Origin of the sequence: Streptomyces sp. NPDC005202 (assembly GCF_040608235.1) — a bacterium.
Lineage (GTDB): Bacteria > Actinomycetota > Actinomycetes > Streptomycetales > Streptomycetaceae > Streptomyces.
The window spans coordinates 33613-59921 of record NZ_JBEXHW010000019.1 but is presented as its reverse complement, the minus strand read 5'-3'; the positions used below and the strand labels follow the sequence as shown (position 1 = coordinate 59921).

Here is a 26309-nt window from a genome sequence, read left to right as displayed (position 1 = left end):
GCGGCGCGGCCCATGGTGACGACCGTGGTGCTGACCGTGCCTGGTGTCTCGTAGCCGAGCCAGGCGACGACCGCCGTGCGGGTTCCTGCGGGGGCTTGCCGGGTGAGCTCCTGGTGCAGGGCCACCGCGTCCGCGCGGAAGCGGTCGTAAGTGTCGAGCGAGGTGTCGGAGCCCGGAACGACGACCGCTGTCCGGTCGGCGTGAGCCAGGTCGCCGACGACCTGCGCCGCCCGGCCCGAGCCACGGCCGTCGAAGGAGAGCAGGTGGCGGGACGGCGCGGCCAGCGCCCGGTCCGCGGCCGCGCGGTGCGCGTCGCCGTGCGCGGCGGCCATGCGGGACGCCTGCGCGGCGTTGGCGCGGTTCGCCTCATAAGCCGCGTCGAGGGTGGTCCGGGTCAGAGGGGCGAGCGTCGCCGGGGCCGGCGCGGGGATCCGGGGGCGGGCGGCGGCCGAGAGGGGGACCGCCACGGCGGCGGTGATCAGGACAGCCAGGAAGGCACGGCGCCATCGGTGGGCGGGGCGGGACGGTTTGCCTGGCCTGTGGGCAGGGCTCGTTTCCTCGATGCGGGCCGCCACGCTCAGTTCTGTGCGGGCCGCCGCGCTCGGCCGCGCTACGACCAACTCCCCCGGCCCCCGTTCAACACCCTCTCCCCCCGCCCCCTCCCCCGGATCCGCGCCCGAAGTCATCGGCTCGAGCCCCATGGCTTCTCCCCCTCCCGTCCGCCCGGCCATCGGGTCTGGAGGGGAAGTTACGGATCCGGGGTTGTCGTTCGCGTCACGCCGGGGAGGTGTTCTGGGGCGTAGCTCTCAGGTACTACGGGTATGACCGGGGTCCCTGACCGGCGCCCGGCCTGGCACTCACCACGCCAGCTGAGCGATCTCCTCCGCCACCACCGCGCACGCGTCCGCGGCCGGGTCGATCAAAGGAAAGTGGCCCACGTCCTCCAGAAGGGTCAGGCCCACCACCTCGCCGGCCTTCGCCGCGGCCTCCGCGTACGACTCCGCGACCGCCTGCGGTACGACCACGTCCGTACGCCCCTGGACCAGGGTCGTCGCGATGCCGGTCGGCAGCAGCAGAGCCGGGTCGGCGTACGGCTGGCGCTCGACGAACTTCTCCTCTCCGCCGAGGAGTTGGCGTGACGCTCCGCCGCACACATCCAGCTTGTCGGCGATCGAGAAGTCCGCGATCGGCGCGAGGGCGACCACGCCGCGCAGGGGCGCGGGACGGTCGGTGCGCCAGGGTGCGTCGGGGGGCAGGACGTGCCGGGCCGCCGCCCACAGGGCCAGGTGGCCGCCCGCCGAGTGGCCGGTGATCACCGTGCGGCGCGGGTCGGCCTGTGGGAGCGCTCCCCGTACGAGCGCGGGCAGGGCGTCGAGCGCGGCCGCCACGTCGTCGAACGTGTCCGGCCAGCGGCCCGCGACCGGCGCCTCGCCCGCGTCGCCGGCCTCGCCCGACTGGGCCGGGGCGGCGCTGCCCCGGCGGTACTCGACGCTGGCCACGGCGAAGCCCCGGCGGGCGAGGAAGTCCGCGAACGGGCTGATGTGGCGGCGGTCGTACGGGGCCCGCCAGGCACCGCCGTGCAGGACCACGACGAGCGGGACGTGGGAGGAGGGCGCCGGGGAGCCGGACTTGCGCGGGGCGTAGAGGTCGATCACCTGGTCGGGGTGGTCACCGTACGCGACGCTGGTGTCGGGGTCGACGGGCGGATGCGAGAAGAGCGACTCCTCCTCCGCGGCGGCACGGGCTGCGGCGTCACGACCGGCCGTGTTCTCCGCTGCGGCCGTGTTCTCCGCTGCGGCCGTGTGCTCCGCTGCGGCCGTGTGCTCCGCTGCGGCCGTGTGCTCCGCTGCGGTGGTGTGCTCCGCTGCGGTGGTGTCCCTGGCCGCCGCCCTGTCCCGGGCGGCGGTGTTCTCCGGTTCTGCGGCATCGCGGGGTGCGGCGGCGTCCGGCATGCTCCAACCTCTCAGCGACGAAACGGACTCGGCGGACCTGGAGTGAATTCGGCCGTTGGCCGGGACGGTATCAGTCCGGTGACGTGCGCGGACACGGGCATGTCACGCTCGGTGAGGCAGTGCCGCGGGCGGCCGGGGACGTGCCGGCCGAGCAGGGGTTCGCGCACCTCGCCCTCGGGGACGTCGCGCGGCGGGCCAAGGTGGGCAAGACGACCGTGTACCGGTGTACTTGCGGTGGGGGTCGGTGACGGGGCTGGTCGCCGATCTGCTGGTGGACATGGCCGAGCAGTCTCTGCCGCGCGAGGAGACCGGGTCGCTGCTCGGGGATCTGCGGGCCAACGCCTCGCTGGTGCAGCGGACGCTCGCGGATCCGCGCCAGGGCGCTCTGTTCCGGGCGGTCATCGCGGGGGCGACCTGCGACGAGCGCACGGCTCGTGCGCTGCGGCGGTTCCACGACGTGCGCGTCGCGGAGTGGGCGCCGTGCGTGGAGCAAACGGTGGCGCGGGGGAAGGTGCTGGCAGGGATGGACGCAGAGGCGGTGGTACGGGCGGCGGTGCCGGCGCCGTTGTACTACCTGCGGCTGACCACCGGGGTGGCCCCCGATGCCCCCGCCGCCGAGCGGGCCGCGCGGGCTGTGCGGGCCGCTGCGGTGGCGGGGGTGTACGTCGCCGGGGAGTGAACCGACCTGGCTACGGGAGTGAACCGACGTGGCTGGGAGTGAACCGGCGCCGCTACGGGAGTGAACCGGCGCGACTAGGCAAGTGTCTCTCCCAGCACCCGCGCCGCCCGCTCCACCTCCGCGAAACCGACGTACAGAGGGGTGAAGCCGAAGCGGAGCACGTCCGGGTGGCGGAAGTCACCGACCACTCCCCGCTCGATCAGCCGCTTCATCACGTCCCCGGCGAAGGGGGTGCCTCCCTGCTCGAGCGAAGCCGAGAGCTCGGGGGAGCAGCGCAGCGCGACCTGGCTGCCCCGCTCCTCGTGGGCCGTGGGGGTCAGGGACTCCACGCGCCCGGCGGGGACGTACTCGGCGACGCACTCCAGGAAGAAGTCCGTCAGCGCGAGGGACTTGGCCCGTACGGCCTCGATCGACACCCCGTCCCAGACCTCGAGCGCCGCCTGAAGGGCGAGCAGGGAGAGGATGTCCGGGGTGCCGACCCGGCCCCGCAGCACGCCCGCCGCCGGCTCGTAGTCCGGCCGCATCCCGAAGGGTTCGGCGTGCGAGTTCCAGCCGGGCAGCGGGGAGTCGAAGCGGTCCTGGAGATCACGTCGTACATAGAGGTACGCCGGTGAACCCGGGCCCCCGTTCAGGTACTTGTACGTGCATCCGACCGCCAGGTCGACCCCGTGCTGGTCCAGCCCCACCGGCAGGGCGCCCGCGCTGTGGCACAGGTCCCAGACGGCGTACGCGCCGGCCTCGTGCACCGCGGCCGTGAGCGACGGCAGGTCGTGCAGGCGGCCGGTGCGGTAGTCGACGTGGTTGACCAGCACCGCGGCCGTGCGGTCGGTCAGCGCCCCGGGCACCTCGGCCGGGGTCACCGGTCGCAGGGTGCAGCCCGTCATCCGGGCCGCCGACTGCGCGATGTACCCGTCCGTGGGGAAGGTCGTCGCGTCGACCAGAATCTCGTCCCGGCCGTCGCCGCCCGTCCCCCGGGCCATCCGTACCGCCGCGACAAGTGCCTTGAAGACATTGACGCTTGTCGAGTCGCCCACCACGATCTGCCCCGGGGCCGCCCCGACCAGCGGGGCGATCAGGTCGCCGGTCCGCTCGGGTGCGGTCCACCAGCCGCTCTCCTCCCAGGAGCGGATGCGCAGCTCGCCCCACTGGCGGCGGACGACGTCCGCGACCCGGTCCGGGACGGTCACCGGGAGCGCGCCCAGCGAGTTTCCGTCGAGGTAGACAACCTCGTCGAGGACGAACCGGTCGCGCAGCGCGGCCAATTCGTCCTCGGCGTCCAACTTCTCTGCTTTGAGGGTGAGTTCAGACACGGGACCGCGCCGTCCACAGCTCGGGGAAAACGCTCTTCTGGGCCCGCTTCTCCAGCCAGGCCACCCCGGCGGAGCCACCCGTGCCGGGCTTGGCGCCCATCGCGCGGCGGGTGGCGACCAGGTGGTCGTTGCGCCAGCGCCACACCAGCTCGGCCACGTCCGTCAACGCCTCGCCGAGCCGGGCGAGTTCGTCGGCCGGGTCACCGGAGTAGATCGCGGTCCAGGCGTCCTCCACCTCCTCCGACGGCTCGTAGCGCAGCGACACGTCACGGCGCAGGACGGCGTCCGGGACGGCGTGCCCGCGCCGGGCGAGCAGCCGCAGCACCTCGTCGTAGAGGCTCGGCTCGTGCAACGCCTTCTCCAGTTCGGCGTGGACGCGCGGCGCGCCCCGGTGCGGGACGAGCATCGACGCGGACTTCTCGCCGAGCAGGAACTCCATGCGGCGGTACATCGCCGACTGGAAGCCGGATCCCTCGCCGAGGGCGCTGCGGTAGGAATTGAACTGGGCCGGCGTGAGCTGGCCGAGCGGCGTCCAGGAGGCGTTCAGCGCCTCCAGTTCCCGTACGGACCTCTTCAGCGCGGCGATCGCCGTCGGCACGTCGTCCGAGCGCAGGGCGCGGGCCGCGGTCTCCCACTCGTGGACGATGACGGTGAACCACAGCTCCATCACCTGGGTCGTGACCAGGAAGACCATCTCTCCGGGATCGTCGGAGAGGGTGTGCTGGAGGTGGGTGAGCACGTCCGCCTTGACGTAGTCCTCGTACGGCGTCGTGCCTTCGAAATCGAGATGCGGGGTCTCGGGCTCCTGGGTCTCGTACGACTTCTCGTGCGACGTCTCGTGCGACGTCTCGTACGACGTCTCGTGCGACGTCTCGTACGACGTCTCGTGCGACGTCTCGTACGACTGACGAGCCTGTTGGGACATCGCTGTCTCCTGCATGCACTCCGGGTAGCGGTCCGCCCCTGCCGATGCCGGCACGGGGGCCCCGGTCCCCACTGGAATCCTCCGCAATCACTCCCGCCGCGGCAAGCCCGATCCGGTCACAGGCGGCGCCCGGACCCCACCGCACCCGGCCCTGGCCTGGGAAGACGTCAGTCGCCGGCGCGTGCGATGTCCGTCGCGATGTCGGCCGCGAGCTCCCCCGCGTGACGGTGTCGGCCAGGTAGAAGTGGTCGCCGGGGTAGCGGCGCAGGCGAAGCGGCCGCGGGTGCGGGTCGACCAGCGGGCCAGGCGGGCCGGGGGCGCGGTCGGATCGGCGTCGCCGCCGAACGCCGGTCTCCGACGTCCTGCACCGCCGGATCGACCTCATGGACCGCTGGCAGGAGCTGCGCGACGTGACTCTGGAGGCCGTCCTGCCGCGCGCCTGAGGCGTCCGCGGGCCCAGGCCGGCCCAGCCGCAGCGGGCCGGACGGCGGCGACGGGGTCCGCCCACCCGCGCGATCCGCGGGGACCGGCCCTGGGCGCGACGGCCGCGGTGCCGGTGGCAGACTGCACCCATGACGACCCACACGAACCTGCTCGGCGGCCCCGACCCGACCTACCTCCCCGAGAACGAGGAGGCCTACCGCCTGCTGGACGAGTCCCTGCCGCCCGCCGAGGTCGCCGCGAAGCACCCGACGTTCTCGCCGGTGTGGGCGCTGCTCGCCGAGGAGGCGTTCGCGGCGGGCCGGGTGATCGAGTCGTACGCCTACGCGCGCACCGGTTACCACCGGGGGCTCGACGCCCTGCGCCGCAACGGCTGGAAGGGCCACGGCCCCATCCCCTGGAACCACCGCGCCAACCAGGGCTTCCTGCGCTGCCTGGCCGCCCTCGCGCGCGCGGCGGAGGCGATCGACGAGAAGGACGAGGCCGAGCGCTGCCGGCAGTTCCTGCGTGACAGCGACCCGCAGGCCTTCACGGAACTGCTCGGCTGATCCCACCCCGCGGGCCCGCCGCCACGCCCGGCCGAGCCCGCCGCCACGCCCGGCCGAGCCCGCCGCCACGCCCGGCCGGGCCCGCCGCCACGATCATGCGGCTCGCTCCGCGCCACCGGACGCCGCCGACGCCCTACGACAACCGCCGCCCCACGAGCCCGGCGGGCCCCAGAACCCCGGCGCACCCTGTCGCCGCGCACCCGCGGCACCCCGTCCACCGCCGCCCGGCACACCCGTGTCCGCCGAACCGCCCACCACCCGTCCACTCCGCAGGCCCCAAGCCGCTCGCCCCACGCCGCCCGGCACACCCGTGTCCGCCGAACCGCCCACCACCCGTCCACTCCGCAGGCCCCAAGCCGCTCGCCCCACGCCGCCCGGCACACCCATGTCCGCCGAACCGCCCACCACCTGCCCCCTCCGCAGGCCGCAAACCGCTCGCCCCACGCCGCCCGGCACACCCATGTCCGCCGAACCGCCCACCACCCGTCCCCTCCGCAGGCCCCAAGCCGCTCGCCCCACGCACCGGACCCGGGCCGTCCCCACCCGGCCCGGCGGCCTGCGCACCATCACGGTCGTGGCAGCTGCCGCGGAGCGTACGCCACCGCTGCGAGAGCGCCACTGCCGTCCGCGTCCTACGGGTAGGGCCCGCCGCCACGATCAGGCAGCTCGCTCCGCGCCGCCGGACGCGGTATGACGGCCGGGCTCCAGGGGTGGAGCCGTCACGCAGCCGTGGGTCCGGCACTGCGGGTGGCGGCAGTCCGGCGCCGGCCGGCGCACCGTCGTGAAGGCCAGCACCGCTCCCGCCACCAGCACGCCCGCGCATATCGGCATCGCCCGCCGGAACGCGGCGTCGAAGGCGTCCGCCGAGCGGTACGCCTCCGGTCCCATTCCGGCCAGCAGCGGCAGCGCGGCCACGGCGATCAGGCCGGCCGCGCGGGCGGCCGCGTTGTTGATGCCGCTGGCCAGGCCCGCGCGGGCGGTGTCCACTGAGGCGAGGACGGTCGCGGTCAGCGGGGCGACCAGGCTGACCAAGCCGGCACCCATGACCAGCAGGGCCGGGAAGACGTCGGTGAGGTAGGCGGCGTCCTTGCCGACCCGCAGCATCAGCAGCATCGCGGCGGCGCACAGCACAGGCCCCACGGTGAGGGGGATGCGGGGGCCGATGCGCTCGGCGAGGGCGCCCGAGCGGGCCGAGAACAGCAGCATGAGGACGGTCGTCGGGAGGAGGGCGGTGCCCGCCTGGAGCGCCGAGTAGCCGGCCACGACCTGAAGCTGGAGGGCGGTGAGGAAGAAGAAACCGCCGAAGGCGGCGTACACGCACAGGGTGACCAGGTTGACCGCGGTGAACTGGCGGGAGGCGAAGATGTCGAGCGGCGTCATCGGATCGGGGCGGCGCCGCTCGACGGCCACGAAGGCGACGGCCGCGGCCACGCCCGCGGTCGCGGTGAGCGCGACGGCCAGGGAGCCGCTGCGGGCCTCGATCAGGGCGTACGTCACGAGGGCGAGGGCGAGGGCGCAGAGGCTTGCGCCGAGCACGTCGAAGCGGCCGTGGCTGCGGCCGTCGGCGGACTCGGGGACGTGCCGTACGGCGATGGGGGCGCACAGCAGCGCCAGCGGGACGTTGAGCAGGAAGACCCAGCGCCAGCCGGGGCCGTCGACCAGCCAGCCGCCGAGGAACGGGCCGACGGCCGCGCCGATGCCGCCGAAACCGGACCAGAGGCCAATGGCTCTGCCCCGGTCGTCGGGGTGAAAGGAGGCCTGGATCAGGGCGAGGGAGCCGGGGGTCAGGAGGGCGCCGCCGATGCCCTGGAGGGCGCGGGCGGCGACGAGGACGCCGGAGTTGGGGGCCAGCCCGCACAGCAGGGACGCGGTGGCGAACCAGACGACGCCGAGCACGAAGATCTTGCGGCGGCCGTAGTGGTCGCCCAGGGAGCCGCCGAGGAGGATCAGGCCGGCCAGGGTGACCAGGTACGCGTTGACCGTCCACTGGAGCGCGGCGAGGTTCGCGTTCAGGTCGCGCCCGATGCGGGGGAGGGCGACGTTGACGACGGTCGAGTCCAGCATGGCCATGCTGGAGCCGAGCACGGTGGTCAGCAGGATCCAGCGCCCGGTGCGGGTGGAGATCCTGATGTCCGGGGTTTGCTGTACGGAGACAGCCATGTTCGGATCATCCCGCGTCGGCTGTTTTTGAGCCAGGTGTACAACGAACCCGGCGCCCTCACCCGCAGGGGACGCCGGGTTCGTCCAGAACCACCCGTTACTTGATCTTCGTGCCGGCCGACCGGAGGTGCCCGCAGGCCTCGACGACGCGCTTGGCCATCGACGCCTCGGCCAGCTTGCCCCAGGTGCGCGGGTCGTAGGTCTTCTTGGAGCCGACCTCGCCGTCGACCTTCAGAACGCCGTCGTAGTTCTTGAACATGTGGTCGGCGACCGGACGCGTGAAGGCGTACTGGGTGTCCGTGTCGATGTTCATCTTGACCACGCCGTTCTCCAGCGCGGTGCGGATCTCCTCCTCCGTGGAGCCGGAGCCGCCGTGGAAGACGAAGTCGAACGGCTGGCTGCCGGCCGACTTGCCGTACTTCGCCGCGACGCCCTCGTTCAGCTCCTTCAGCAGCTCGGGGCGGAGCACGACGTTGCCCGGCTTGTACACGCCGTGCACGTTGCCGAAGGACGCCGCCAGCAGGTAGCGGCCCTTGTCGCCCAGGCCCAGCGCCTCGGCCGTACGGATCGCGTCGTCGACCGTCGTGTACAGCTTGTCGTTGATCTCGTGGGAGACGCCGTCCTCCTCGCCACCCGTCGGGGTGATCTCCACCTCGAGGATGATCTTGGCGGCGGAGGTGCGGGCGAGCAGCTCCTGGGCGATCGCCAGGTTGTCGGCGAGGGTCTCCGCGGAGCCGTCCCACATGTGGGACTGGAACAGCGGGTTCCGGCCGGCCTTCACACGCTCCTCGGAGATCGCGAGCAGCGGACGTACGTACCCGTCGAGCTTGTCCTTCGGGCAGTGGTCGGTGTGCAGCGCGATGTTGACCGGGTACTTCTCGGCGACGATGTGCGCGAACTCGGCCAGGGCCACGGCGCCGGTGACCATGTCCTTGCTGTACTGGCCGCCCAGGAACTCGGCGCCACCCGTCGAGATCTGGATGATGCCGTCGCTCTCCGCCTCCGCGAAACCGCGCAGGGCCGCGTGCAGGGTCTGGGAGGAGGTCACGTTGATGGCCGGGTAGGCGAACTTGCCTGCCTTCGCCCGGTCGAGCATCTCGTTGTAGACCTCGGGGGTTGCGATGGGCATCTGTCCGCTCCTTGTATGTGCGGGTTGCGTTCTGCGTACTTACGGCCCTGACCTAGGGAGTGACGTCATCGTCGACCCCATCTTTCCAGACGTGGCCGGATGCTTCGGACACCCTGGCCAGCCTGTGGATGACCGGGTCGCTCGGTCCGGCCCTCAGTCCGGCCCTCAGCCCGGACCTCAGTCCAGACCCAGGTCGTCCTTCGAGTACGCGAACAGGTAGGGCACACCGGCCTTTTCGGCGATCGCCTCGGCCGCGCCGGTCGCCCGGTCCACGATCGTGGCGACCGCGACGACCTCGGCGCCGGCCTCCCGCAGCGCCTCGACGGCGGTCAGCACCGAGCCGCCGGTGGTGGAGGTGTCCTCGACGGCCAGGACGCGGCGGCCCGCGACCTCGGTGCCCTCGATGCGGCGCTGCAGGCCGTGCGCCTTGCCTGCCTTCCGGACGACGAACGCGTCGAGCGTCTTCCCGCGCGCGGCGGAGGCGTGCAGCATCGCGGTGGCCACCGGGTCGGCGCCCAGGGTCAGGCCGCCGACCGCCTCGTAGTCCAGGTCGGCGGTCAGGTCGAGCATGACCTGACCGACCAGCGGGGCGGCCACACCGTCGAGGGTGATGCGGCGAAGGTCGACGTAGTAGTCGGCTTCCTTGCCCGACGACAGGGTCACCTTGCCGTGCACCACGGCCTTGTCCTTGATCTGCTGCAGCAGCTCGCCGCGTACGTCACTCATGGCAGCCAGCTTACGGGCGCACGGCAGCCTTGCTCACAGGCGGCGCCAGGCCCAGGTCGTCGTGGCCTCGAGCGGTTCGAGGGGCGTGACCAGGCGTGGGAGGGTGTTCAGCCCGTTGGGCGGGCCGGTCTGCGGCTCCACGCACACGGCGGCCTCCTGCTCGTCGTAGACGACGACCCACTCCTCGGGGCTGGTCACCTTCAGCTCCAGCTGCCCGGGCCAGGTGAGCGTCACGTCGACGCCGCCGGGCATGCCGAAGCAGTCGTCCCAGGGCCCGGGCCCGGGGTCGATGCGGTGGCCGGTGGGCAGGTGGTCCTCGCCGCGCTCCTCCTGCCAGGCGGGGTGGAAGTCGAGGCGTACGTCCTGTCCGGCGAGGTTCCGGTTGAACCACGGGTGCCAGCCGATCTGGGCCGGGAAGGAGGAGTCGTACGTCTCCACGGACATGGTGAGCGTCAGGGCGTCCTCGGTCAGGGCGACCGCCTGGGTGACGCGGCCGGCGTAGGGCCAGGGGTCGACGAGGTCGTACGTGATCACCGCCTCGTTCGCCGAGGTGCGGGCGGTGCGCCAGGCGCCGTCGCGGGCGGTGCCGTGGATCGCGTACGGCGGGGAGTTGAGCGGCATCTGGTGGACGGTGGCGCCGTCCCGGAAGCGGCCGTCGCGGATCCGTCCGCACCAGGGGACCATCGGGAAGCAGCCGAAGCGCTCGCCCTGGCGGAGCAGCTCCAGGCCTCCGATGCGGAGTCCTCCGATGCGGCCTCCGTTGCCCGGCTGCACGGTCGCTTCCGCGTCTCCCGCGGTCAGCGTGATGTCTTCGTTACTCACGGGACGAGGCTACTGGGCCGATCAAGAGGGCGTTCTGCTGCCGCCGCCGCTCAGCGGCGTCGTCTCAGGGCCCGGCCCAGCACGATCGCCGACGCCACGACCAGCGCGGCCGCCGGGGCCGCCCAGCGCAGGGCGGGGTTGGTGGAGATGGTGAGCGGTGCGGGGACGGGGGCGTAACGGCCGCGCGGTGGGGCGTGGTCGACCTCCTCCGCGCTGCGCCCGATCATGGTCCGCCGCGCGTGTGCCGCCTCGGCGGGCGCGTCGGCGAAGTCTTCGGAGACGGGGCGCCGGGGTACGTCGGCGCCCTCCTCTCCCACCTCTCCCTCCACTCCGTCCTCTCCGTTCTTCCCCTTGTCTGCCGCGTTCGCGTCGTCTGCCGCGTCCGCGTCCGCGTCGCTGTCGGCGAGCGGGTCGAGGGAGGACGGGGCGACCTCGGTTTCGAAGACGGAGGGGGGCTCGGGGGCTTCGCCGGGCGCGGGGGCCGGGGCGTCGTCGGCGTCCGGGGTGGCTTCGAAGTCGCCGGTCGACAGGGGGGCGAAGTCCTCGGTGGCCAGGGATTCGGGGGTCACGGGCTCGGCGGGCGCGGACGTCGGCGTCTCGGACGTCGGCGTGCCCTTCTCCGGCTCGGCGGGCGACTCCCCGGTCCCGGCGGCCAGGTTCTCCGCGAAACGGTTCAGCAGGCGGGCCACGGCGGAGTCCACCGTCGCCGGGGGCAGCTCGGCGACGCGGCCGTCGGCGGAGGCGGTGCCGTCGAAGGCGAGGGCGGAGCCGCCGTCGGAGTCGCGGACGCGGAGCGTGAGCGCGAGTTTGACCGAGCCGGTGCCGCGGGATTCGGTCGCATCGCCCTCGACGGCGTACGAACCGTCGTCGTGGGCGGAGACGCGGAGAGTGCCGCGGTAGGTGATGGAGTGGCTGCCGATCCGCACCTTCAGGCGTCCGGCGACGGGCTCGGTGCCCGCGTCCTGCTGGAGCCCGGGCACCGCCCGGGCAACCCGTGCGGGGTCGGCGAGCGCCTCCCTCAGCCGACGGGCCGGAACCGGAACGAACACCTCGTGCTCCATGTCAGCCGAGGGTACCCAGTTTGGGGGCCGGGAATACGCTTTCGTCGCCGTCAACTTGCCCGCTGTTGGTGCGGGCCTCACTGGGCGCTGCGCCCACCAGCCCCCGCTTCGACCTCAACGGCGCCTCGTCCTCAAACTCCCCCAAGCTCTTCGAGCCGGGGAACCCCGAAAACGGATTGCCGGTGGGACCCCACAACGGGTTGCCGGTGGGACCCCACAACGGGCTGCCGGGGACCCCAAGGCGGGCTGAGATTGCCCGGCCGGCGGTGAAGAGGTTCGTTCCTGTTCGGCCACCGGAACGGTTCGTCACTGCGTGTACCGCGGATGCACCAGTGTCGACGGCGGCAGGTCCGGGATCCGGGTGCGGGCCGCGGCGCGGCCGCCGGCCGCGAGCGAGGCCGGGGTGAGCGTGCGCGGGCGCGGTGCGCGCGGGTCCAACTGGAGCGCAGGGGGTGTACGGGCGGCCAGGACGAACCCCCAGTCGCGGGGTGCGCGGGAGGCGCCGGTCGTACGGTCGGGGCCGGCGGCGAAGCCGGAGTCGCGGCCGCCCACGCGGTACGGCAGGGTGCGCAGCCCTGCCGCGCGGATCGTCGCCTCCACCGTCCAGAACACGTGCGGGCGGGTGGAGACGGGGCCCGCGTGCGCCACCAGACGGCCGCCGGCCGCCAGGGCGCGTCGGGCCAGGCCGTAGAACTCCTGCGCGTACAGCTTGGTGCTCGCCGTGATGCCCGGGTCGGGCAGGTCCTCGATCACCACGTCGTACGTCGCCGGCGGCGCCCCGCGCAGCCAGCGGAAGGCATCGGCCGTGGTCACGTGCACGCGCGGGTCGCCGTACGCGTGCTCGTTCAGCCGGGCGAGCGCCGGGTCGCTGCGCGCCAACCGCACCACCTCCGAGTCGAGTTCGACGACGTCCACGCGGCACACGCCGCGGTGGCGCAGCACCTCGCGCGCGGCGAGGCCGTCGCCGCCGCCGAGGATGAGCACGCGCGCGTGCGGGCCGGTCATCGCGGGGTGGACGAGTGCCTCGTGGTAGCGGCGCTCGTCGCCGCCGCTGACCCGCAGCCGGCCGTCGAGGAACAGGTCCAGGGGGCTGCCGTGGGCGCCGCCGGTGAGGACCACCTCCTGGACGCCGGTCTGCAGCGCCACACGGACGTCCTTGCCGTACACCTCGTGCCGTGCGGCCTGTTCGAAGTCGCCGACCAGGGCAGAGGCCGAGGCGAGCAGGCCGAGCACGGTGAGGTTGGCGACGAGCAGCAGCCAGCGGGCGCGCGGGGTCAGGTCCCGCCTGAACAGGCCGAGGACGAGGGCGCCGCCGGCGACGACGTTGACCGTGCCGGTGAGCAGGGCGCCGGCCAACTGGCCCAGCATCGGCAGGAGGAGGAAGGGAAAGGCGAGGCCGCCGACGAGGGCGCCGACGTAGTCCGCCGCGAACAGGTCGGCGACCGCGCCGCCCGCGTCCTGCCGGCGGATGCGCTGGATCAGCTCCATCAGCAGCGGCACCTCGGCGCCGATCAGCAGCCCTATGGCGAGGGAGAAGGCGACCAGCAGGCAGCGCGGGCCGTCCGCCCACATGCCGCCCCAGTCGCCGGTCCAGGCGAAGACCGCGTACAGCGCCATGGCGCTGCAGCCGCCGATGAGCGCGAGCGCCGCCTCGACCGCGCCGAAGCCTGCGGCGGCGTGCCGGCGCAGCCGCTTCGCGGCGAGTGAGCCGACGCCCATCGCGAACACCATGACGGACAGCACGACGGACGCCTGGGTGACCGGGTCTCCCATCAAGTACGAGGCGAGCGCGACGAGTTCGAGTTCGTACACGAGTCCGCAGGCCGCGCAGACGAACACGCCCGCGAGGACGAGGAACCGGCCGGTTCCCGGCCGGACGGGCAACCTCGCGGGGCCGCCCCGGGGCGGCGCCGTGCCGGGCGGGGCCGGGGCGTGCTGTTCGATCACGACTGCGACGTTACGTCACGGGTGCGGTCCGTTTTGTCACCCACACGTGTGGAACCGGGGGTTGTTGAGGAACCCGGCGTTTGTGCGGGCGCCGCTGGGGGTTGCACCTCCAGGCCCCCGCTTTCGGTCTGCACGGCCTCGTCCTCAGACTCCCCCCAGCTCTTCGAGCAGGGGGGACCCCCAGACGGGCTGAGACTGTGCTGACCGGCGCCCGTTGGGCCAGCTCAGTTGAGTCACGGACACCCGAACACCCACCCGCGTCCGCGTCGCCACCAACTGGCCGTCCTGCGGGTAGGCGTGCCAGGTGCGCCAGTGGACCTGGCCCTCGTGCCGCTGCGCCAGCAGCGCGGTGAAGGCGTGCGGGCTGCCGGGGAAGACGCCGGCGAGGCCGTGCGGGTGGCCGGAGACGAGGGCCAGCAACTCCTGGGCGCGGCCCGCGAACGATCTCGGCGAGAGCACCTCGACGCGCGCCGCGAACTCGTACTCCCAGTCGCCGGCCCGCTTGGCGACCCCGAGCGGCAGGGGCGTGCTGGAGCCCGGGATGCACGCCACCGTCTCCGAACAGTTGCCCCGCTCCTCCTCCAGGAGTACCTGGTGGGACGCGCCGAGGAGTCTCAACTGCAGTTTGGCGTCCGCCAGTTCGAGGTCCAGCGTGGCCAGTGCGGGGAGCGGCTCGCGCCCCAGGGCCCAGGCGAGGTCGGCCGCACGCGTGTCGGTGTAGGAGGTGTTGAGGGTCGTGAGCATGGATCGGCTCCGCTAGCACGCAAATAAAGGGAGGCAAGGGCCGGCGCACCCCGGTCTGCCACAGGGAGGCGGCCCGGTCAGCCCAGTTCGGGAGGGATGTGTGCAGGACGTCCGAGGGGCTGCGTCGGTGAAGTAGAGGGAATCATGAACAGCGGTTCGCCACAGCGTCTTTACCCAACTTCGTGGGGTTTCCATCCCTCCGAGGGCCCCACAGCTCAACTGTTCAACCACGGCGTACGCCAGGGCGCGCGTGCGCACGCCAAGGCGCCCGCCGGGAACTGTTTCCCGACGGGCGCCTGTACGGATGCGCTTCCCCCTTCGGAGCTCGGCTGCCCCGTGTCAGCTGCCTCCACCGCATCCGCCCCCGCACGACGAACCGCCGCCACACGAGGATCCGCCGCCGCACGAGGAGTGGCCCCCGCAGGAGTGGTGCCCGCCGGAGTGGTGCCCGCCGGAGTGGTGCCCGCCGGACGACAAGCCGCTGTCCCCCATGGCCCACCAGCCGACGCCCCCGTCGTTGCCGCCGCGCCCGCTGTACGACCGTGCAGGCCGGCCCCCGTACCGCTTGGCGTACCGGTTCCTGCGGGTGTTCGCGGCGGTGACCAGGGCGGCCACGAACAGCACCCCGATCACCGTCAGGATGATGCCGATACCCATGGCGTCACCCTCCTTCCGATTCCCCCGAAGCAGCCCCCCGTGGGCGCCTCGCTCGTTGCGTGACCGGGGGATGCCCGGCCGCCTCACCGGCCAAAGCACACTTGAGGAAGTCCAGAGCTTCGACGCAGGATGGCCGGCATGACCTCCAGCGCACGCCCGCTCCTCAACCGCCGGCTCGCCGAGTTCGGGACGACGATCTTCGCCGAGATGTCCGCCCTGGCCGTGCGGACCGGCGCGATCAACCTGGGGCAGGGGTTCCCCGACACCGACGGCCCCGAGGAGATCCGGGAGGCGGCCGTGCGCGCACTGCGCGACGGGCGCGGCAACCAGTACCCGCCGGGTCCGGGCATCCCCGAGCTGCGTGCGGCGGTCGCGGCGCACCAGCAGCGTCGGTATGGGCTGTCGTACGACCCGGACACGGAGGTGCTGGTCACGGCGGGCGCCACCGAGGCCATCGCCGCCTCGCTGCTCGCACTGCTGGAGCCCGGGGACGAGGTCATCGCCTTCGAGCCGTACTACGACTCCTACGCGGCCTGCATCGCGATGGCGGGCGGGAAGCGGGTGCCGGTGACGCTGCGCCCGCACCACGGCCAAGGCGCGGACGGTGCGTCGTTCCGACTGGACCTCGACGAGCTGCGCGACGCGGTGACCGAGCGGACGCGGCTGCTGCTGATCAACACCCCGCACAACCCCACTGGCACCGTGCTCACGCGCGAGGAGCTGACGGCGATCGCGGAACTGGCCGTCGAGCGCGACCTGCTGGTGGTCACCGACGAGGTGTACGAGCACCTCGTCTTCGACGACGCCGAGCACCTGCCCCTCGCCACCTTCCCCGGCATGCGCGAGCGGACGGTGACGATCGGCTCGGCCGGCAAGACCTTCTCCTTCACCGGCTGGAAGGTCGGCTGGGTCACGGCCACGGGCGGGCTGGTCACGGCGGTGCGCTCGGCGAAGCAGTTCCTGACGTACGTGGCCTCGGGCCCGTTCCAGTACGCAGTCGCCGAGGCTCTGTCCCTGCCCGAGTCGTACTTCACCGCCTTCCGCGACGACATGCGGGCCAAGCGGGAGGTGCTGGCGGCGGGCCTGGCGGAGGCGGGCTTCGAGGTGTTCCGGCCCGCGGGCACCTACTTCATCACCACCGACATCCGCCCCCTCGGCGAAACGGACGGCTTCGCCTTCTGCCGGGCCCTGCCGGAGCGGGCGGGGGTGGTGGCCATCCCGAACGCGGTCTTCTACGACCACCGGGAGGAGGGCGCCCCGTTCGTCCGCTTCGCCTTCTGCAAGCGGACGACCGTCCTCCAGGAGGCGGCGCAGCGGCTGAGGACGCTGGCGGTCTGACCGACTCGGCAGCGGGCTCGGGCGGACAATAGCCGATTGCGCCCGATTCGTACCGCAAGATGCTGATGTGACCCATGTCGGCACCCCCGTCCCCTCCCCCGCCTTCACCGAGCCGGACGCTGACAGGACGGTCCGGCTCCGGCTGCCGTGCGCGGCCGCGGCCGTCGGCCTGTTCGCGGCGGCCCGGATCGCCGGGACGGCCGTGCTCGCCGCCACGGCCCGGGCCGAGGGCAGACATCCGCTCACCCTGCTCGGCCGGTCCTGGGACTCGATCTGGTACCTGGCGATCGCCGCCCACGGCTACGGCCGCACGCTCCGCCCCCGGCCCGGCGTGGTCCACAGCGACCTGGCCTTCTTCCCGCTCTACCCCGCGCTGATCCGCGCCGTCCACGCCGTGGCCCCGCTGACCGTGGGCGCGGCGGGACTGGTGGTGGCGTGGCTGTCGGCCGCCGTCGCCGCCTGCGGGATCTACGCCGTCGGCGCCCGGCTGCACGGGCGGGCCGTCGCCACCGCCCTGGTGCTGCTGTGGGGCCTGCTGCCGCACTCGGTCGTGCTGTCGATGGGGTACACCGAGCCGGTGCTCACCGCCTGCGCCGCGTGGTCGCTGTACGCGGTGCTCGCCGGGCACTGGCTGTGGGCGGGGACACTGGCCGCGCTCGCGGGGCTGTCCCGGCCCAATGGGTTCGCGGTGGCCGTGGCGGTGCTCGCGGCGGCGGCGCTGGAGATCTGGCGGACCCGTGGCCGGGTTTCCCACAGGCTGTGGACGGGCGTCGCGCTCGCGCCACTGGGCTGGACGGCGTACGTGCTGTGGGTGGGACGGCGCAAGGGGGACCTGCTCGGCGGGTACCTCGAGGTGCAGCGGCTGTGGGGGTCGCGCTTCGACTTCGGGGAGGGCTCGCTGCGTTTCGCCCGGCACGTGCTGCTGCACCGCGACGCCTTCCTGTTCTCCGTGACACTGATGCTCATGGCGGCGGGCGCGCTGCTGTACGCGCTGCTCCTCGTGGACCGCGCGCCCCTGCCCCTGGTCGTCTACAGCGGCGTCCTCGTGGTCGTCGCCTGCGGCGACTCGGGCTTCTTCCAGTGCAAGCCCCGCTTCCTGCTGCCCGCCTTCCCGCTGCTGCTGCCCCTCGCGCGGGCCCTGGTGCGCACGGCGAGAGCCCGGCCCTGGCACGCGGCCGTGGTGGCCTGCGCCCTGGCCGGGCTCTCGTTCGCTTACGGCGCGTACCTGGTCGTCATGACGCACACGCCGCTGTAGGTCCGCGGAGGACTACTCCTCGTCGTCCTCGGGCTTGTCGGCTCCGTTGACCTCCTGCTCGAGGCCGAGCTGTTCCACGAGCCACTTGTCGAACTCGATGGCGGCCCGCACCCAGCTGACCGTCGAGGAGACGAAGTGCTCGAGGCTCACGCCCATGCCGATCAGCATCTGCGCCTCGCCGATGAGGCGGACGGTGCCGTCGTCGTGGGTGTGGCTGTAGACCTTGGGCCACAGGGTGCGCCGGTTCCAGTCGTCGATGGACTCCAGCAGCTGCGGCTTCTCGTCGATCTGGTGGGGCCGGTCGTAGAACGTCCGCACCGAGAAGACCTGCTGGTCCCCCTCGCCGCGGAACATGAAGTAGGTGCGGAACTGCTCCCACGGCGCCGCGAGGTCGCCCTCGTCGTCGACGACGTACTTGAGCTCCATCTGGTCGAGGAGCTGCTTCACGAGGTCCTGATCCGGGACGACGGGGCCCGCCGGTCCTTGGGGCTGCGGCTCGGGCTGGCCCCCGAAGTTCGGAATCGAGGACGGGTCGATGCTCACCGTGATTTTCCCTTCGTACGGATCCCGCCATCCTCCCCCATCCGGGGAGGGTGGTGGCAAGCCCCGGCGGCCCTGTCAGCCCTCGGCTGACACGATCCGGTCACCGGGACGGCCGTGCTCCGAGTACCCGGATGGGCGCATCGCCCCCAGGGATGCGGCGGGAATCCCCGGCCCCGCCGGTAAGGAAGGCCGCGGCCCCCTCCCCCGCCGACCGGGGAAGGGGGCCGTACGTCGGCAGCGGCAGCGCGGTCTACAGCGTCTTGCCCGTCGCCGGGCCCACCAGGAGGCCGTCGCCGAAGCGGTCGACGCGGACCGTGTCGCCGTCCTTGACCTCGCCGGCGAGGATCTCCTTGGCGAGGCGGTCGCCGATGGCGGTCTGGACCAGGCGGCGCAGGGGGCGGGCGCCGTAGGCCGGGTCCATGCCCTCGTCGGCGAGCCAGGCCAGGGCCTCCGGCGTGACCTCGAGGGTCAGGCGGAGCTCCGACAGACGCTTGGCCAGCCGGTTGATCTGGAGCTGGGCGATCCGCTGCAGCTCCTCCTTCGTCAGCGCCGAGAAGACCACCAGGTCGTCCAGACGGTTGAGGAACTCCGGCTTGAAGGAGGCCCTCACCACCTCCAGGACCTGCTCCTTCTTCTCCACCTCACTCGTGATCGGGTCGACCAGATACTGGCTGCCCAGGTTCGAGGTCAGCACCAGGATGGTGTTGCGGAAGTCGACCGTGCGGCCCTGACCGTCCGTCAGGCGGCCGTCGTCCAGCACCTGCAGGAGGATGTCGAAGACCTCGGGGTGGGCCTTCTCCACCTCGTCGAGCAGGACGACGCTGTACGGGCGGCGGCGCACCGCCTCCGTCAGCTGGCCGCCCTCCTCGTATCCGACGTACCCGGGCGGGGCGCCGACCAGCCGCGCGACGCTGTGCTTCTCGCTGTACTCCGACATGTCGATGCGGACCATGGCCCGCTCGTCGTCGAAGAGGAAGTCCGCCAGGGCCTTGGCCAGTTCCGTCTTGCCCACGCCCGTCGGGCCCAGGAAGAGGAACGAACCCGTCGGACGGTCGGGGTCCGAGATGCCCGCGCGGCTGCGGCGTACGGCGTCCGAGACGGCCCGCACGGCCTCGGTCTGGCCGATGAGCCGCTTGCCGATCTCCTCCTCCATGCGCAGCAGCTTCTGCGTCTCGCCCTCCAGCAGGCGGCCGGCGGGGATCCCGGTCCAGGAGGCGACGACGTCCGCGATGTCGTCCGGGCCGACCTCCTCCTTCACCATGGTGTCCTTGGCGGCCACCTCCTCGGCCTGCGAGGCGGCCTCCAGCTCCTTCTCCACGGCCGGGATCTCGCCGTACAGCAGCTTGGACGCGGTGTCGAAGTCGCCGTCGCGCTGGGCGCGTTCGGCCTGGCCGCGCAGGTCGTCGAGCTTCTCCTTCAGCTCACCGACGCGGTTGAGGGACTGCTTCTCCTTCTCCCAGCGGGCGTTCAGGCCGCGCAGCTCCTCCTCCTTGTCGGCGAGGTCGCGGCGCAGCTTCTCCAGCCGCTCCTTGGAGGCCTGGTCGGTCTCCTTGCTGAGCGCCAGCTCCTCCATCCGCAACCGGTCGACGGCGCGCTGGAGCTCATCGATCTCGACCGGGGACGAGTCGATCTCCATGCGCAGCCGTGAGGCCGCCTCGTCGACGAGGTCGATGGCCTTGTCCGGCAGGAAGCGGGAGGTGATGTAGCGGTCGGACAGGGTCGCGGCGGCCACCAGCGCGGAGTCGTTGATCTGCACCTTGTGGTGGGCCTCGTACCGGCCCTTCAGACCGCGCAGGATCGCGATGCTGTCCTCCACGCTCGGCTCGGCTACCAGCACCTGCTGGAAGCGCCGCTCCAGCGCCGGGTCCTTCTCGATCCGCTCGCGGTACTCGTCCAGGGTCGTGGCGCCGACCATGCGCAGCTCACCGCGCGCGAGCATGGGCTTGAGCATGTTGCCGGCGTCCATGGCGGAGTCGCCGCCGGCGCCGGCGCCCACGACGGTGTGCAGCTCGTCGATGAAGGTGATGATCTGCCCGTCGGACTCCTTGATCTCGGCCAGGACCGTCTTCAGGCGCTCCTCGAACTCACCGCGGTACTTCGCGCCGGCGACCATCGCGCCGAGGTCGAGGGCGACCAGCCGCTTGTCCTTGAGGGACTCGGGCACGTCGCCCTTGACGATCCGCTGGGCGAGTCCCTCGACGACGGCGGTCTTGCCGACGCCGGGCTCACCGATGAGGACGGGGTTGTTCTTGGTACGGCGGGACAGCACCTGCACGACGCGGCGGATCTCCTGGTCCCGGCCGATGACCGGGTCGAGCTTGCCCTCGCGGGCGGCCGCGGTGAAGTCGGTCCCGAACTTCTCCAGGGCCTTGTACTGGCCCTCTGGGTCGGGTGTGGTCACCCGGCGTCCTCCCCTCGCCTTCTGGAAGGCCTCCTGCAGCTTCTTCGCACTGGCCCCCTGCCCGGCGAGCACCTCGCCGGCCGCGCCGCCCTTCGCGGCGATGCCGATGAGCAGGTGCTCGGTGGACAGGTACTCGTCCCCGAGCTCCTTGGCCCGGGTCTGCGCGTCCGCGATCACGGCGAGCAGCTCACGGTTGGGCTGCGGGGGCGCGACGGTGGACCCGGTCACGCTCGGCAGCGACGCGAGCACGCGCTCGGCGCCGGAACGGATGGAGGCCTGGTCGGCGTCGACGGCCGCCAGCAGGTCGATGATGTTCTCGTTCTCCCGCCCCTCGAGCAGCGCGAGGAGCAGGTGGGCGGGGGTGAGGTCCGGGTGTCCCTCCGTAACGGCCCGATTGCTGGCCGCGTTGATCGCGTCCCGGCTCCTGTTGGTCAGCTCGGCGTCCACGGTCGCGTTCTCCTCCTTGGCGTCAGCGCTCTGCCTCGTCTCCCAGTGCTGACTCAATCAACGTGCACAAAGTTGAGTCTAATCCACTCAAGGGTGGGGCGGGAGGCCCTGGCGGGCTAAGTTCCGGCTCCATGGCCACCACGTATTCCCTGGACCCGGGCGCTCCCGACGCGCCGTACCTCAGCTTCTGGCGCGAGCGGCACCTGTGCACGCTGACGACCCTCCGTCCCGACGGCACCCCGCACGTCGTTCCCGTCGGAGTGACATACGACCCGGAGGCACGACTGGCTCGGGTGATCACCAACAAGGCGAGCGCGAAGGTGGGGCACGTGCTGGCGGCCGGGCCGCAGGGCGCGCCGGTCGCCGTGTGCCAGGTGGACGGGCGGCGGTGGGCGACGCTGGAGGGGCGCGCGTTCGTCCGGACGGAGCCGGAGCGGATCGCGGAGGCGGAGCGGCGGTACGCCGAGCGCTACGAGCGGACACCGGGGCCGAATCCGTCCCGGGTGGTGATCGAGATCGAGTTGACGCGGGCGCTGGGACGCGGCTGAGCGGGCACGGCCACTTTCGGCCACCCAGCCAATCGGCCGATACCCGGATGTTTCGGGGAAAACTGCAGCGGCGTCACCGTGTTCAGGTCACGGTGACGCCGCTGCGGGGGGAAGCACCTGCGCGATCTGTTACGACGGGGGAATCGCGTCAGGCACTGCGGGGGGTGGCCGAGATGGTCGTGGGGGTCGACGGTTCCGGCGCCACCTGCCGGTGGTCCCGCTGGTCCAGGTTCACAAAGATCATTCCGTATCGGATGGCACACCGCACGGGCTGCGGCGCCCCCCGAGGCCGCCGCAGACACCGGTACGCCCGCACGTCTCCGTCCTCGTCCCGCGTGACGACGACCGGCTCACCGAAGACGGTCACCATCAGCGAATCACCACTGTGGGGGATGGCGGTGACCAGGTCGATGAAGTGCCAGCCGGAGCGGTAGGCGGTAGCCATTTCGCGGCGGAAGGAACGGTCGTCGGGTGGTGTGGTCACATCAGCTCTCCGGCTTCATCCTCTGCGGGAGACACCGGCCAGTGCGAGTCGGAGGCACTCGCGGCCACTACCGCCGGCCAGTGGCTGTCCGCCCGAACGTCGCCCTTCGCATCGGAGTGACCACCCAGCGCCCCGAAGGCCACGACGGCGAAGAAGGCGGCCACAAGCACCGAGCGAAGCATTCTCTTACGCATAGTCGGCTTCGTCCTCACTTGAAAGTCTCCTCTCCCCCCGTCGGCTAAGACGATGGCTCATTCCGACACGTCATGGCCACAGGATCGATGCATCATGTTCCTGCATGTTCAGGACCCTGGGGGGTGGAGATTTCGTGGCAAATCGGACTAAGGCGGCGCATCCCCATGCGGTGACCGAACTATGTGAGGAAGGTGGCCGACTTTATGCGAACGCGCTCCGCCTGGGAAGGGTCGCCCGTGCGGATGTGGAGTCCGCCCCCTGCCTGATGGAGTTCGCCCTTCTCCACCCGGACCCCGACGACGCGGACTGGTTGCGCCCGGTACCCCCGTCGGTCGCCCTGGCCGAGCGGCTCCACCCCCTCGAACGGGAGATCACGGAACGCCGGCGGCTGTCCATCCAACTCGCGGACACGTTTGAGCCGTTCCTGGCACTCAGCGCGCAGTCCGCGACGACTGACCACTCGATCACGGTGCTGGAGGGCAGCGAACGGATCAACGCGGCGCTCAACCTGGCCACCGCCCAGTGCCACACCGAGATGCTCACCATCCAGCCCAGCGACGACCGCTTCTCCGAGCGCAGCATCACCCAGGGACTCGAACGGGACAGGCCGCTGATCGAACGCGGCGTGCGGATCCGGACCCTCTACCAGCACACGGCCCGCTACAGCCCCGAGAAGCTGGCCTACGTATCCCAGCTCTCGAACGGAAAGGTGGAGTACCGCACGATCGACGAGGTGGCGGAACGCCTCATAGTCTGCGACGAGACCGTCGCCTTCATCCCCACCCGCGACGACCAACAGGTCGCCCTCGAGCTTCGCCACCCCGGCCTCGTCCGCTACCTGATCAAGGTCTTCGAGTTCATGTGGGGCCGATCGGTCCCCCTCAGCGCCGGCGCTCCGTACGAAACCGCTCCGGGCGGCATCACGGACATCCAGCACTCCATCGCGAAGCTCCTCGTCGAGGGCCACGTCGACGAGGCCATAGCCCGCCGCCTCGGGATGAACGTCCGCACCTGCCGGGCCCACATCGCCAAGCTCGCCGCCATCCTCGGCAGCGGCAGCCGCGCCCAACTCGGCTATCTCATCGCCCAGTCCGGGATCCTGGAGCAGAAGCACCGAAGCCAGGAGCACCGAAGCCAGGAGCACCGAAGCCAGGAGCACCGAAGCCAGGAGCACCGAAGCCAGGGGGAGTCGACGACCTGAGCCGACTGGAACCGGTCGCCCCGGCCACCGCGGCTACCTCATCGGACAGTCGGGGATTGTTGATCAGGGACGGTGAGGGAGGCCACCTCGGAGGTGCGCGGCGGCCCGTCCAGGCCGGCCTGGGCGATGCGGACGCCCAGCTGCGTGCGGCTGGCCGCGCCCAGCGTCTCCGACAGGCGGGCGATGTGGGCGCGGCAGGTGCGCACGCTGATGCCGAGGCGTTCGGCGATGACCGCGTCCTGGTGGCCCTCCGCCAGCAGCGCGGCGATGGACTGCTCGCGGTGGGAGATGCCCTCGATGCCCGTGTCCGGCAGCGGCGCGGTCAGCGGGATCGCCAGCCGCCAGAGGCGTTCGAAGACCGTGACCAGGTACCCGACCAGCGCCGGATGGCGCAGCTCCAGCGCCATCGTGCGGTCGGCGTTGGCGGGGATGAAGGCGACCGTGCGGTCGAAGAGGATGAGTCGGTCGATGACCTCGTCCAGCGTGCGGGCCTCGACCGCGTCGCCCATCAGCTCCAGGTAGGTGAGCAGGCCCTGGCCGTGCCGGGCCACGTGGGTGTACAGGTCGCGCATGCGGACGCCGCGGCCGCGCAGCGCCAGGGCGCGGTGCAGGCCCTCCGACAGTTCGTGCTCGCGGCGGATGCCGCCGGGCTGGACGGTCAGCACCTCGGTGGTGCACGCCTCCGTCGCCTCGTCCATGGCGGCCTGGATGCGGGACAGGCCGTCCAGAACGCGGATCGCTGTGCCCTCCACGGAGGCCGACGGCACCTGGACCTGGCGGCCGAGGCCGGCGTACCGCTCGAAGGCCGCCACCACCGAGCCCACCCGCCGGTGGCTCTCGCTGACCTCGTCGTACATCCCGCGCAGCAGTCGGGTCATGACCTCCTGCGGTGCGGTCGGCACCAGGAAGTTTATGTCGTCGGGGTCCGGGTGCAGCAGGGCCAGTTCGAGCAGACAGGGCACCGTCCCAGCGTCCCGGCGCGGCACGCGGCCCCGCCGTACGGCCCGGGAATACACGCGATCCCCGGCCTCGCACAGTCGGTCAGCACCGTGTGGATGCTCGTCCGTCCCGTGCCCGGCCATGGCCCATCACACCCCCGGTTTCCGCCTCTTCCGCAGCGCAACTATGCGCGGACCGGACCGGCTGTGCAACACGGCTCCCCCCGGTGTGACCGCCGGAAACCACCGGTATCGACCGTTCCCTCCCGGCCTCCGACTGTCGCATTGCAGCAAGATGACCGGCCGGGCTCCCCCGCCGGGCCGGGTCCGCGGCCCGGACGATGACCACGTGAGCTGCCGGAAACCGTGAGCGATCGCCGCGTTGGAAGCCGCGTGCAACATCCCCTCATGGCAGACATGTTCGACACCTACGCGGTGGCCGACGGGTGGGACGGGACCGTGCTGGACGAGGCCGGGGCCTTCCGGATGCTGGAGGACAGCGGGGGCGAAGTGGGCGGCACCGCCGCCTCTCGCGTTGTGCGTGCAGACGACGGAGGCGCCGTACGCGTACGGCGCCGTCGAGGGCCCCGTGGTGGACCCGGGCGGGCGCCTACTTCAGGCCGATGGCCGAGCAGGCCGACTGGTACTTGGGGGTGCAGATGTCGGACACCTTGTAGATGCCGTCGGCGATGACCGTGTCCTTGATGTTCTTCTTGGTCAGGGCGACGACGGAGACGAGCTGCGCCGGGATGTCCTTGTTGGTCGGGCTGCTGACCTTGTCCCGGGTGAGGGAGTCGAACTGGATGTCCTTCCCCTGGACCTTGGCGACGGCCATCTCGGCCGCGTTCTCGGCCTCCGTCGGGTAGGACTTGTACACGCTCATGTACTGCTCGCCGGCGACGATCCGCTGCACGGCGTCGAGTTCGGCGTCCTGACCGGTGACCGGCGGCAGGTTGGTGACGCCCGCGGCTTTGAGGGCCTTGATGACGCCGCCCGCCATGCCGTCGTTGGCCGCGTAGACGCCGACGATGTTGCTCCTGCCGATCTCGTTGATCGCCTCGGTCATGTTGGCCTGGGCGTTCTCCGGCTTCCAGTCCTTGGTGTCGTAGGACTTGGCGATCGTCACCTTGCCGTTGAGCTCGGAGAGGGCGCCCTGCTTGAACTGCTTGGCGTTCGGGTCGGTGGGCGAGCCGTTCATCATGACGATCTTGTCGGAGGTGTCGACGCCCGGGCCCAGCTTCTCGAGCAGGGCCCGGCCCTGCACCTCGCCGACCAGTTCGTTGTCGAAGGAGATGTAGGCGTCGATCGGGCCCTCGGACAGCCGGTCGTAGGCGATGACCGGGATGCCCGCGTCCTTGGCCTTCTTCACCTCGCCGGCGATGGCGTGCGAGTCGACCGCGTCGAGCAGGATGATGTCGACCTTGTCGTCGATCATCTTCTGCATCTGGTCGGCCTGCTTCGCCGCGTCCGCGGCGGCGTTGGCGTACTCCACCCGGCCCTGGTTCCTGGTGAGGGCGGCGATGCGCTCCTTGATGATGGGGTAGTCGAACTTGTCGTACCGCGTGTTCGCCGTCTCCGGCAGCAGCAGACCCACCGTCATGTCGTTGCCCTTGGTCGGGCTCGCATCGCTGCTGCTTCCTGACACACCGAGCGCGCCACAGGCGGTCAGCGAAAGGGTCAGCGTGGGCGCGGCCACGGCTATGGCGATACGACGCATGGAGGTGCTCACTTCTGGTGCCTTCCGGACGTGGGCGCAGCATTGGGCCCAGGTGACTGAAAAGCCAACGCGGAGGCGCCCACCGGCGTCAAGGGAAACCACTTAACGAGATGACAACACCACGCTCCGCTTCCGATGTGA

General features: G+C 71.9%; 22 protein-coding genes and 2 pseudogenes. 6 read left to right on the top strand and 18 right to left on the bottom strand.

All coding sequences use genetic code 11. The annotated features are described in order from the left end of the window. Positions 1–2: 2 nt before the first annotated feature. Together ABZV31_RS24570 and ABZV31_RS24565 are read right to left on the bottom strand one after the other, a co-directional pair. Positions 3–563: pseudogene (locus ABZV31_RS24570) on the bottom strand (alpha/beta hydrolase); the annotation flags it as partial. A 294-nt stretch (positions 564–857) separates the two neighbouring features. Continuing rightward, complete coding sequence (locus ABZV31_RS24565) at positions 858–1952, bottom strand: alpha/beta hydrolase (RefSeq protein WP_355897607.1); 1095 nt, start codon at positions 1950–1952, stop codon at positions 858–860. A gap of 83 nt (positions 1953–2035) precedes the next feature. On the opposite strand from ABZV31_RS24565, the pseudogene ABZV31_RS24560 reads away from it, so the two are divergent. Beyond that, a pseudogene (locus tag ABZV31_RS24560) lies at positions 2036–2631 on the top strand (TetR-like C-terminal domain-containing protein). A 74-nt stretch (positions 2632–2705) separates the two neighbouring features. Here the strand turns inward: ABZV31_RS24560 and kynU are convergent. Together kynU and ABZV31_RS24550 are read right to left on the bottom strand one after the other, a co-directional pair. Next, positions 2706–3941, bottom strand: coding sequence for a kynureninase (gene kynU, locus ABZV31_RS24555; protein ID WP_355897604.1), 1236 nt, complete (start codon positions 3939–3941; stop codon positions 2706–2708). Beyond that, positions 3934–4866 carry a tryptophan 2,3-dioxygenase family protein gene (locus ABZV31_RS24550; protein ID WP_355897601.1) on the bottom strand — a complete coding sequence of 311 codons (933 nt, stop codon included), beginning with the start codon at positions 4864–4866 and terminating at the stop codon, positions 3934–3936. Before ABZV31_RS24550 ends, kynU begins: the two co-directional genes overlap by 8 nt. Positions 4867–5438: 572 nt before the next feature. Here ABZV31_RS24550 and ABZV31_RS24545 point away from each other — a divergent pair. Continuing rightward, on the top strand, positions 5439–5855 hold the full coding sequence (locus ABZV31_RS24545) for a DUF3151 domain-containing protein (protein ID WP_355897598.1): 417 nt from the start codon (positions 5439–5441) through the stop codon (positions 5853–5855). A 657-nt stretch (positions 5856–6512) separates the two neighbouring features. On the opposite strand, the gene ABZV31_RS24540 is transcribed toward ABZV31_RS24545, so the two are convergent. The 8 genes from ABZV31_RS24540 to ABZV31_RS24505 form a co-directional block, all read right to left on the bottom strand. After that, entirely contained in the window at positions 6513–8015 is a 1503-nt protein-coding gene (locus tag ABZV31_RS24540; protein WP_355897597.1) for an MFS transporter, read from the bottom strand. Positions 8016–8112: 97 nt separating this feature from the next. Next, a complete protein-coding gene (gene fbaA / locus ABZV31_RS24535; RefSeq protein WP_355897595.1) occupies positions 8113–9144 on the bottom strand; it encodes a class II fructose-bisphosphate aldolase in 1032 nt (343 codons plus the stop codon). A gap of 177 nt (positions 9145–9321) precedes the next feature. Then, positions 9322–9870 carry an orotate phosphoribosyltransferase gene (pyrE, locus tag ABZV31_RS24530; RefSeq protein ID WP_355897592.1) on the bottom strand — a complete coding sequence of 183 codons (549 nt, stop codon included), beginning with the start codon at positions 9868–9870 and terminating at the stop codon, positions 9322–9324. 33 nt (positions 9871–9903) lie between these two features. Then, complete coding sequence (locus tag ABZV31_RS24525) at positions 9904–10692, bottom strand: aldose 1-epimerase (RefSeq protein ID WP_355897589.1); 789 nt, start codon at positions 10690–10692, stop codon at positions 9904–9906. A gap of 50 nt (positions 10693–10742) precedes the next feature. Then, the gene (locus tag ABZV31_RS24520; RefSeq protein WP_355897586.1) at positions 10743–11753 is read right to left on the bottom strand and encodes an SRPBCC domain-containing protein; all 1011 of its coding nucleotides are present in this window, start codon (positions 11751–11753) and stop codon (positions 10743–10745) included. A gap of 306 nt (positions 11754–12059) precedes the next feature. Beyond that, complete coding sequence (locus ABZV31_RS24515; protein ID WP_355897583.1) at positions 12060–13700, bottom strand: polyamine aminopropyltransferase; 1641 nt, start codon at positions 13698–13700, stop codon at positions 12060–12062. A gap of 144 nt (positions 13701–13844) precedes the next feature. Then, complete coding sequence (locus tag ABZV31_RS24510) at positions 13845–14444, bottom strand: DUF2617 family protein (RefSeq protein ID WP_355897580.1); 600 nt, start codon at positions 14442–14444, stop codon at positions 13845–13847. A gap of 339 nt (positions 14445–14783) precedes the next feature. Continuing rightward, the gene (locus ABZV31_RS24505) at positions 14784–15101 is read right to left on the bottom strand and encodes a hypothetical protein (protein ID WP_355897578.1); all 318 of its coding nucleotides are present in this window, start codon (positions 15099–15101) and stop codon (positions 14784–14786) included. A gap of 129 nt (positions 15102–15230) precedes the next feature. Here ABZV31_RS24505 and ABZV31_RS24500 point away from each other — a divergent pair, with 129 nt between their 5' ends. Together ABZV31_RS24500 and ABZV31_RS24495 are read left to right on the top strand one after the other, a co-directional pair. After that, on the top strand, positions 15231–16439 hold the full coding sequence (locus ABZV31_RS24500; protein ID WP_355897575.1) for a pyridoxal phosphate-dependent aminotransferase: 1209 nt from the start codon (positions 15231–15233) through the stop codon (positions 16437–16439). Between the two features lie 142 nt (positions 16440–16581). Continuing rightward, positions 16582–17694 carry a hypothetical protein gene (locus ABZV31_RS24495; protein ID WP_355897762.1) on the top strand — a complete coding sequence of 371 codons (1113 nt, stop codon included), beginning with the start codon at positions 16582–16584 and terminating at the stop codon, positions 17692–17694. A gap of 12 nt (positions 17695–17706) precedes the next feature. Here ABZV31_RS24495 and ABZV31_RS24490 read toward each other — a convergent pair whose 3' ends face one another. Next, positions 17707–18237, bottom strand: a complete 531-nt coding sequence (locus tag ABZV31_RS24490) for a YbjN domain-containing protein (RefSeq protein ID WP_355897572.1) — start codon at positions 18235–18237, stop codon at positions 17707–17709. A gap of 250 nt (positions 18238–18487) precedes the next feature. Continuing rightward, a complete protein-coding gene (gene clpB / locus ABZV31_RS24485) occupies positions 18488–21085 on the bottom strand; it encodes an ATP-dependent chaperone ClpB (RefSeq protein WP_355897759.1) in 2598 nt (865 codons plus the stop codon). Positions 21086–21216: 131 nt separating this feature from the next. Here clpB and ABZV31_RS24480 point away from each other — a divergent pair, with 131 nt between their 5' ends. Continuing rightward, positions 21217–21633, top strand: a complete 417-nt coding sequence (locus tag ABZV31_RS24480; protein ID WP_355897569.1) for a TIGR03618 family F420-dependent PPOX class oxidoreductase — start codon at positions 21217–21219, stop codon at positions 21631–21633. Between the two features lie 148 nt (positions 21634–21781). On the opposite strand, the gene ABZV31_RS24475 is transcribed toward ABZV31_RS24480, so the two are convergent. Continuing rightward, on the bottom strand, positions 21782–22117 hold the full coding sequence (locus tag ABZV31_RS24475) for a hypothetical protein (RefSeq protein ID WP_355897566.1): 336 nt from the start codon (positions 22115–22117) through the stop codon (positions 21782–21784). Further along, entirely contained in the window at positions 22114–22299 is a 186-nt protein-coding gene (locus ABZV31_RS24470; RefSeq protein WP_355897756.1) for a hypothetical protein, read from the bottom strand. The genes ABZV31_RS24475 and ABZV31_RS24470 overlap by 4 nt, the downstream gene beginning before the upstream one ends. Positions 22300–22415: 116 nt before the next feature. Here ABZV31_RS24470 and ABZV31_RS24465 point away from each other — a divergent pair, with 116 nt between their 5' ends. Continuing rightward, positions 22416–23513: a helix-turn-helix transcriptional regulator gene (locus ABZV31_RS24465; RefSeq protein WP_355897563.1), complete on the top strand. Its 1098-nt coding sequence runs from the start codon at positions 22416–22418 to the stop codon at positions 23511–23513. 38 nt (positions 23514–23551) lie between these two features. On the opposite strand, the gene ABZV31_RS24460 is transcribed toward ABZV31_RS24465, so the two are convergent. Both ABZV31_RS24460 and ABZV31_RS24455 read right to left on the bottom strand, forming a co-directional pair. Continuing rightward, positions 23552–24475, bottom strand: coding sequence for a helix-turn-helix transcriptional regulator (locus tag ABZV31_RS24460; RefSeq protein WP_355897560.1), 924 nt, complete (start codon positions 24473–24475; stop codon positions 23552–23554). A gap of 586 nt (positions 24476–25061) precedes the next feature. Continuing rightward, entirely contained in the window at positions 25062–26168 is a 1107-nt protein-coding gene (locus tag ABZV31_RS24455) for a substrate-binding domain-containing protein (protein WP_355897753.1), read from the bottom strand. Positions 26169–26309 lie beyond the last annotated feature (141 nt).

Coding starts and splice junctions, on each gene's coding strand:
- ABZV31_RS24520 (WP_355897586.1), bottom strand. CDS start 11,753: ATGGAGCACGAGGTGTTCGTTCCGGTTCCGGCCCGTCGGCTGAGGGAG.
- ABZV31_RS24550 (WP_355897601.1), bottom strand. CDS start 4,866: ATGTCCCAACAGGCTCGTCAGTCGTACGAGACGTCGCACGAGACGTCG.
- ABZV31_RS24565 (WP_355897607.1), bottom strand. CDS start 1,952: ATGCCGGACGCCGCCGCACCCCGCGATGCCGCAGAACCGGAGAACACC.
- ABZV31_RS24505 (WP_355897578.1), bottom strand. CDS start 15,101: ATGGGTATCGGCATCATCCTGACGGTGATCGGGGTGCTGTTCGTGGCC.
- ABZV31_RS24540 (WP_355897597.1), bottom strand. CDS start 8,015: ATGGCTGTCTCCGTACAGCAAACCCCGGACATCAGGATCTCCACCCGC.
- ABZV31_RS24510 (WP_355897580.1), bottom strand. CDS start 14,444: ATGCTCACGACCCTCAACACCTCCTACACCGACACGCGTGCGGCCGAC.
- ABZV31_RS24470 (WP_355897756.1), bottom strand. CDS start 22,299: ATGCTTCGCTCGGTGCTTGTGGCCGCCTTCTTCGCCGTCGTGGCCTTC.
- pyrE (WP_355897592.1), bottom strand. CDS start 9,870: ATGAGTGACGTACGCGGCGAGCTGCTGCAGCAGATCAAGGACAAGGCC.
- fbaA (WP_355897595.1), bottom strand. CDS start 9,144: ATGCCCATCGCAACCCCCGAGGTCTACAACGAGATGCTCGACCGGGCG.
- ABZV31_RS24500 (WP_355897575.1), top strand. CDS start 15,231: ATGGCCGGCATGACCTCCAGCGCACGCCCGCTCCTCAACCGCCGGCTC.
- ABZV31_RS24455 (WP_355897753.1), bottom strand. CDS start 26,168: ATGCGTCGTATCGCCATAGCCGTGGCCGCGCCCACGCTGACCCTTTCG.
- ABZV31_RS24465 (WP_355897563.1), top strand. CDS start 22,416: ATGTTCAGGACCCTGGGGGGTGGAGATTTCGTGGCAAATCGGACTAAG.
- ABZV31_RS24545 (WP_355897598.1), top strand. CDS start 5,439: ATGACGACCCACACGAACCTGCTCGGCGGCCCCGACCCGACCTACCTC.
- ABZV31_RS24480 (WP_355897569.1), top strand. CDS start 21,217: ATGGCCACCACGTATTCCCTGGACCCGGGCGCTCCCGACGCGCCGTAC.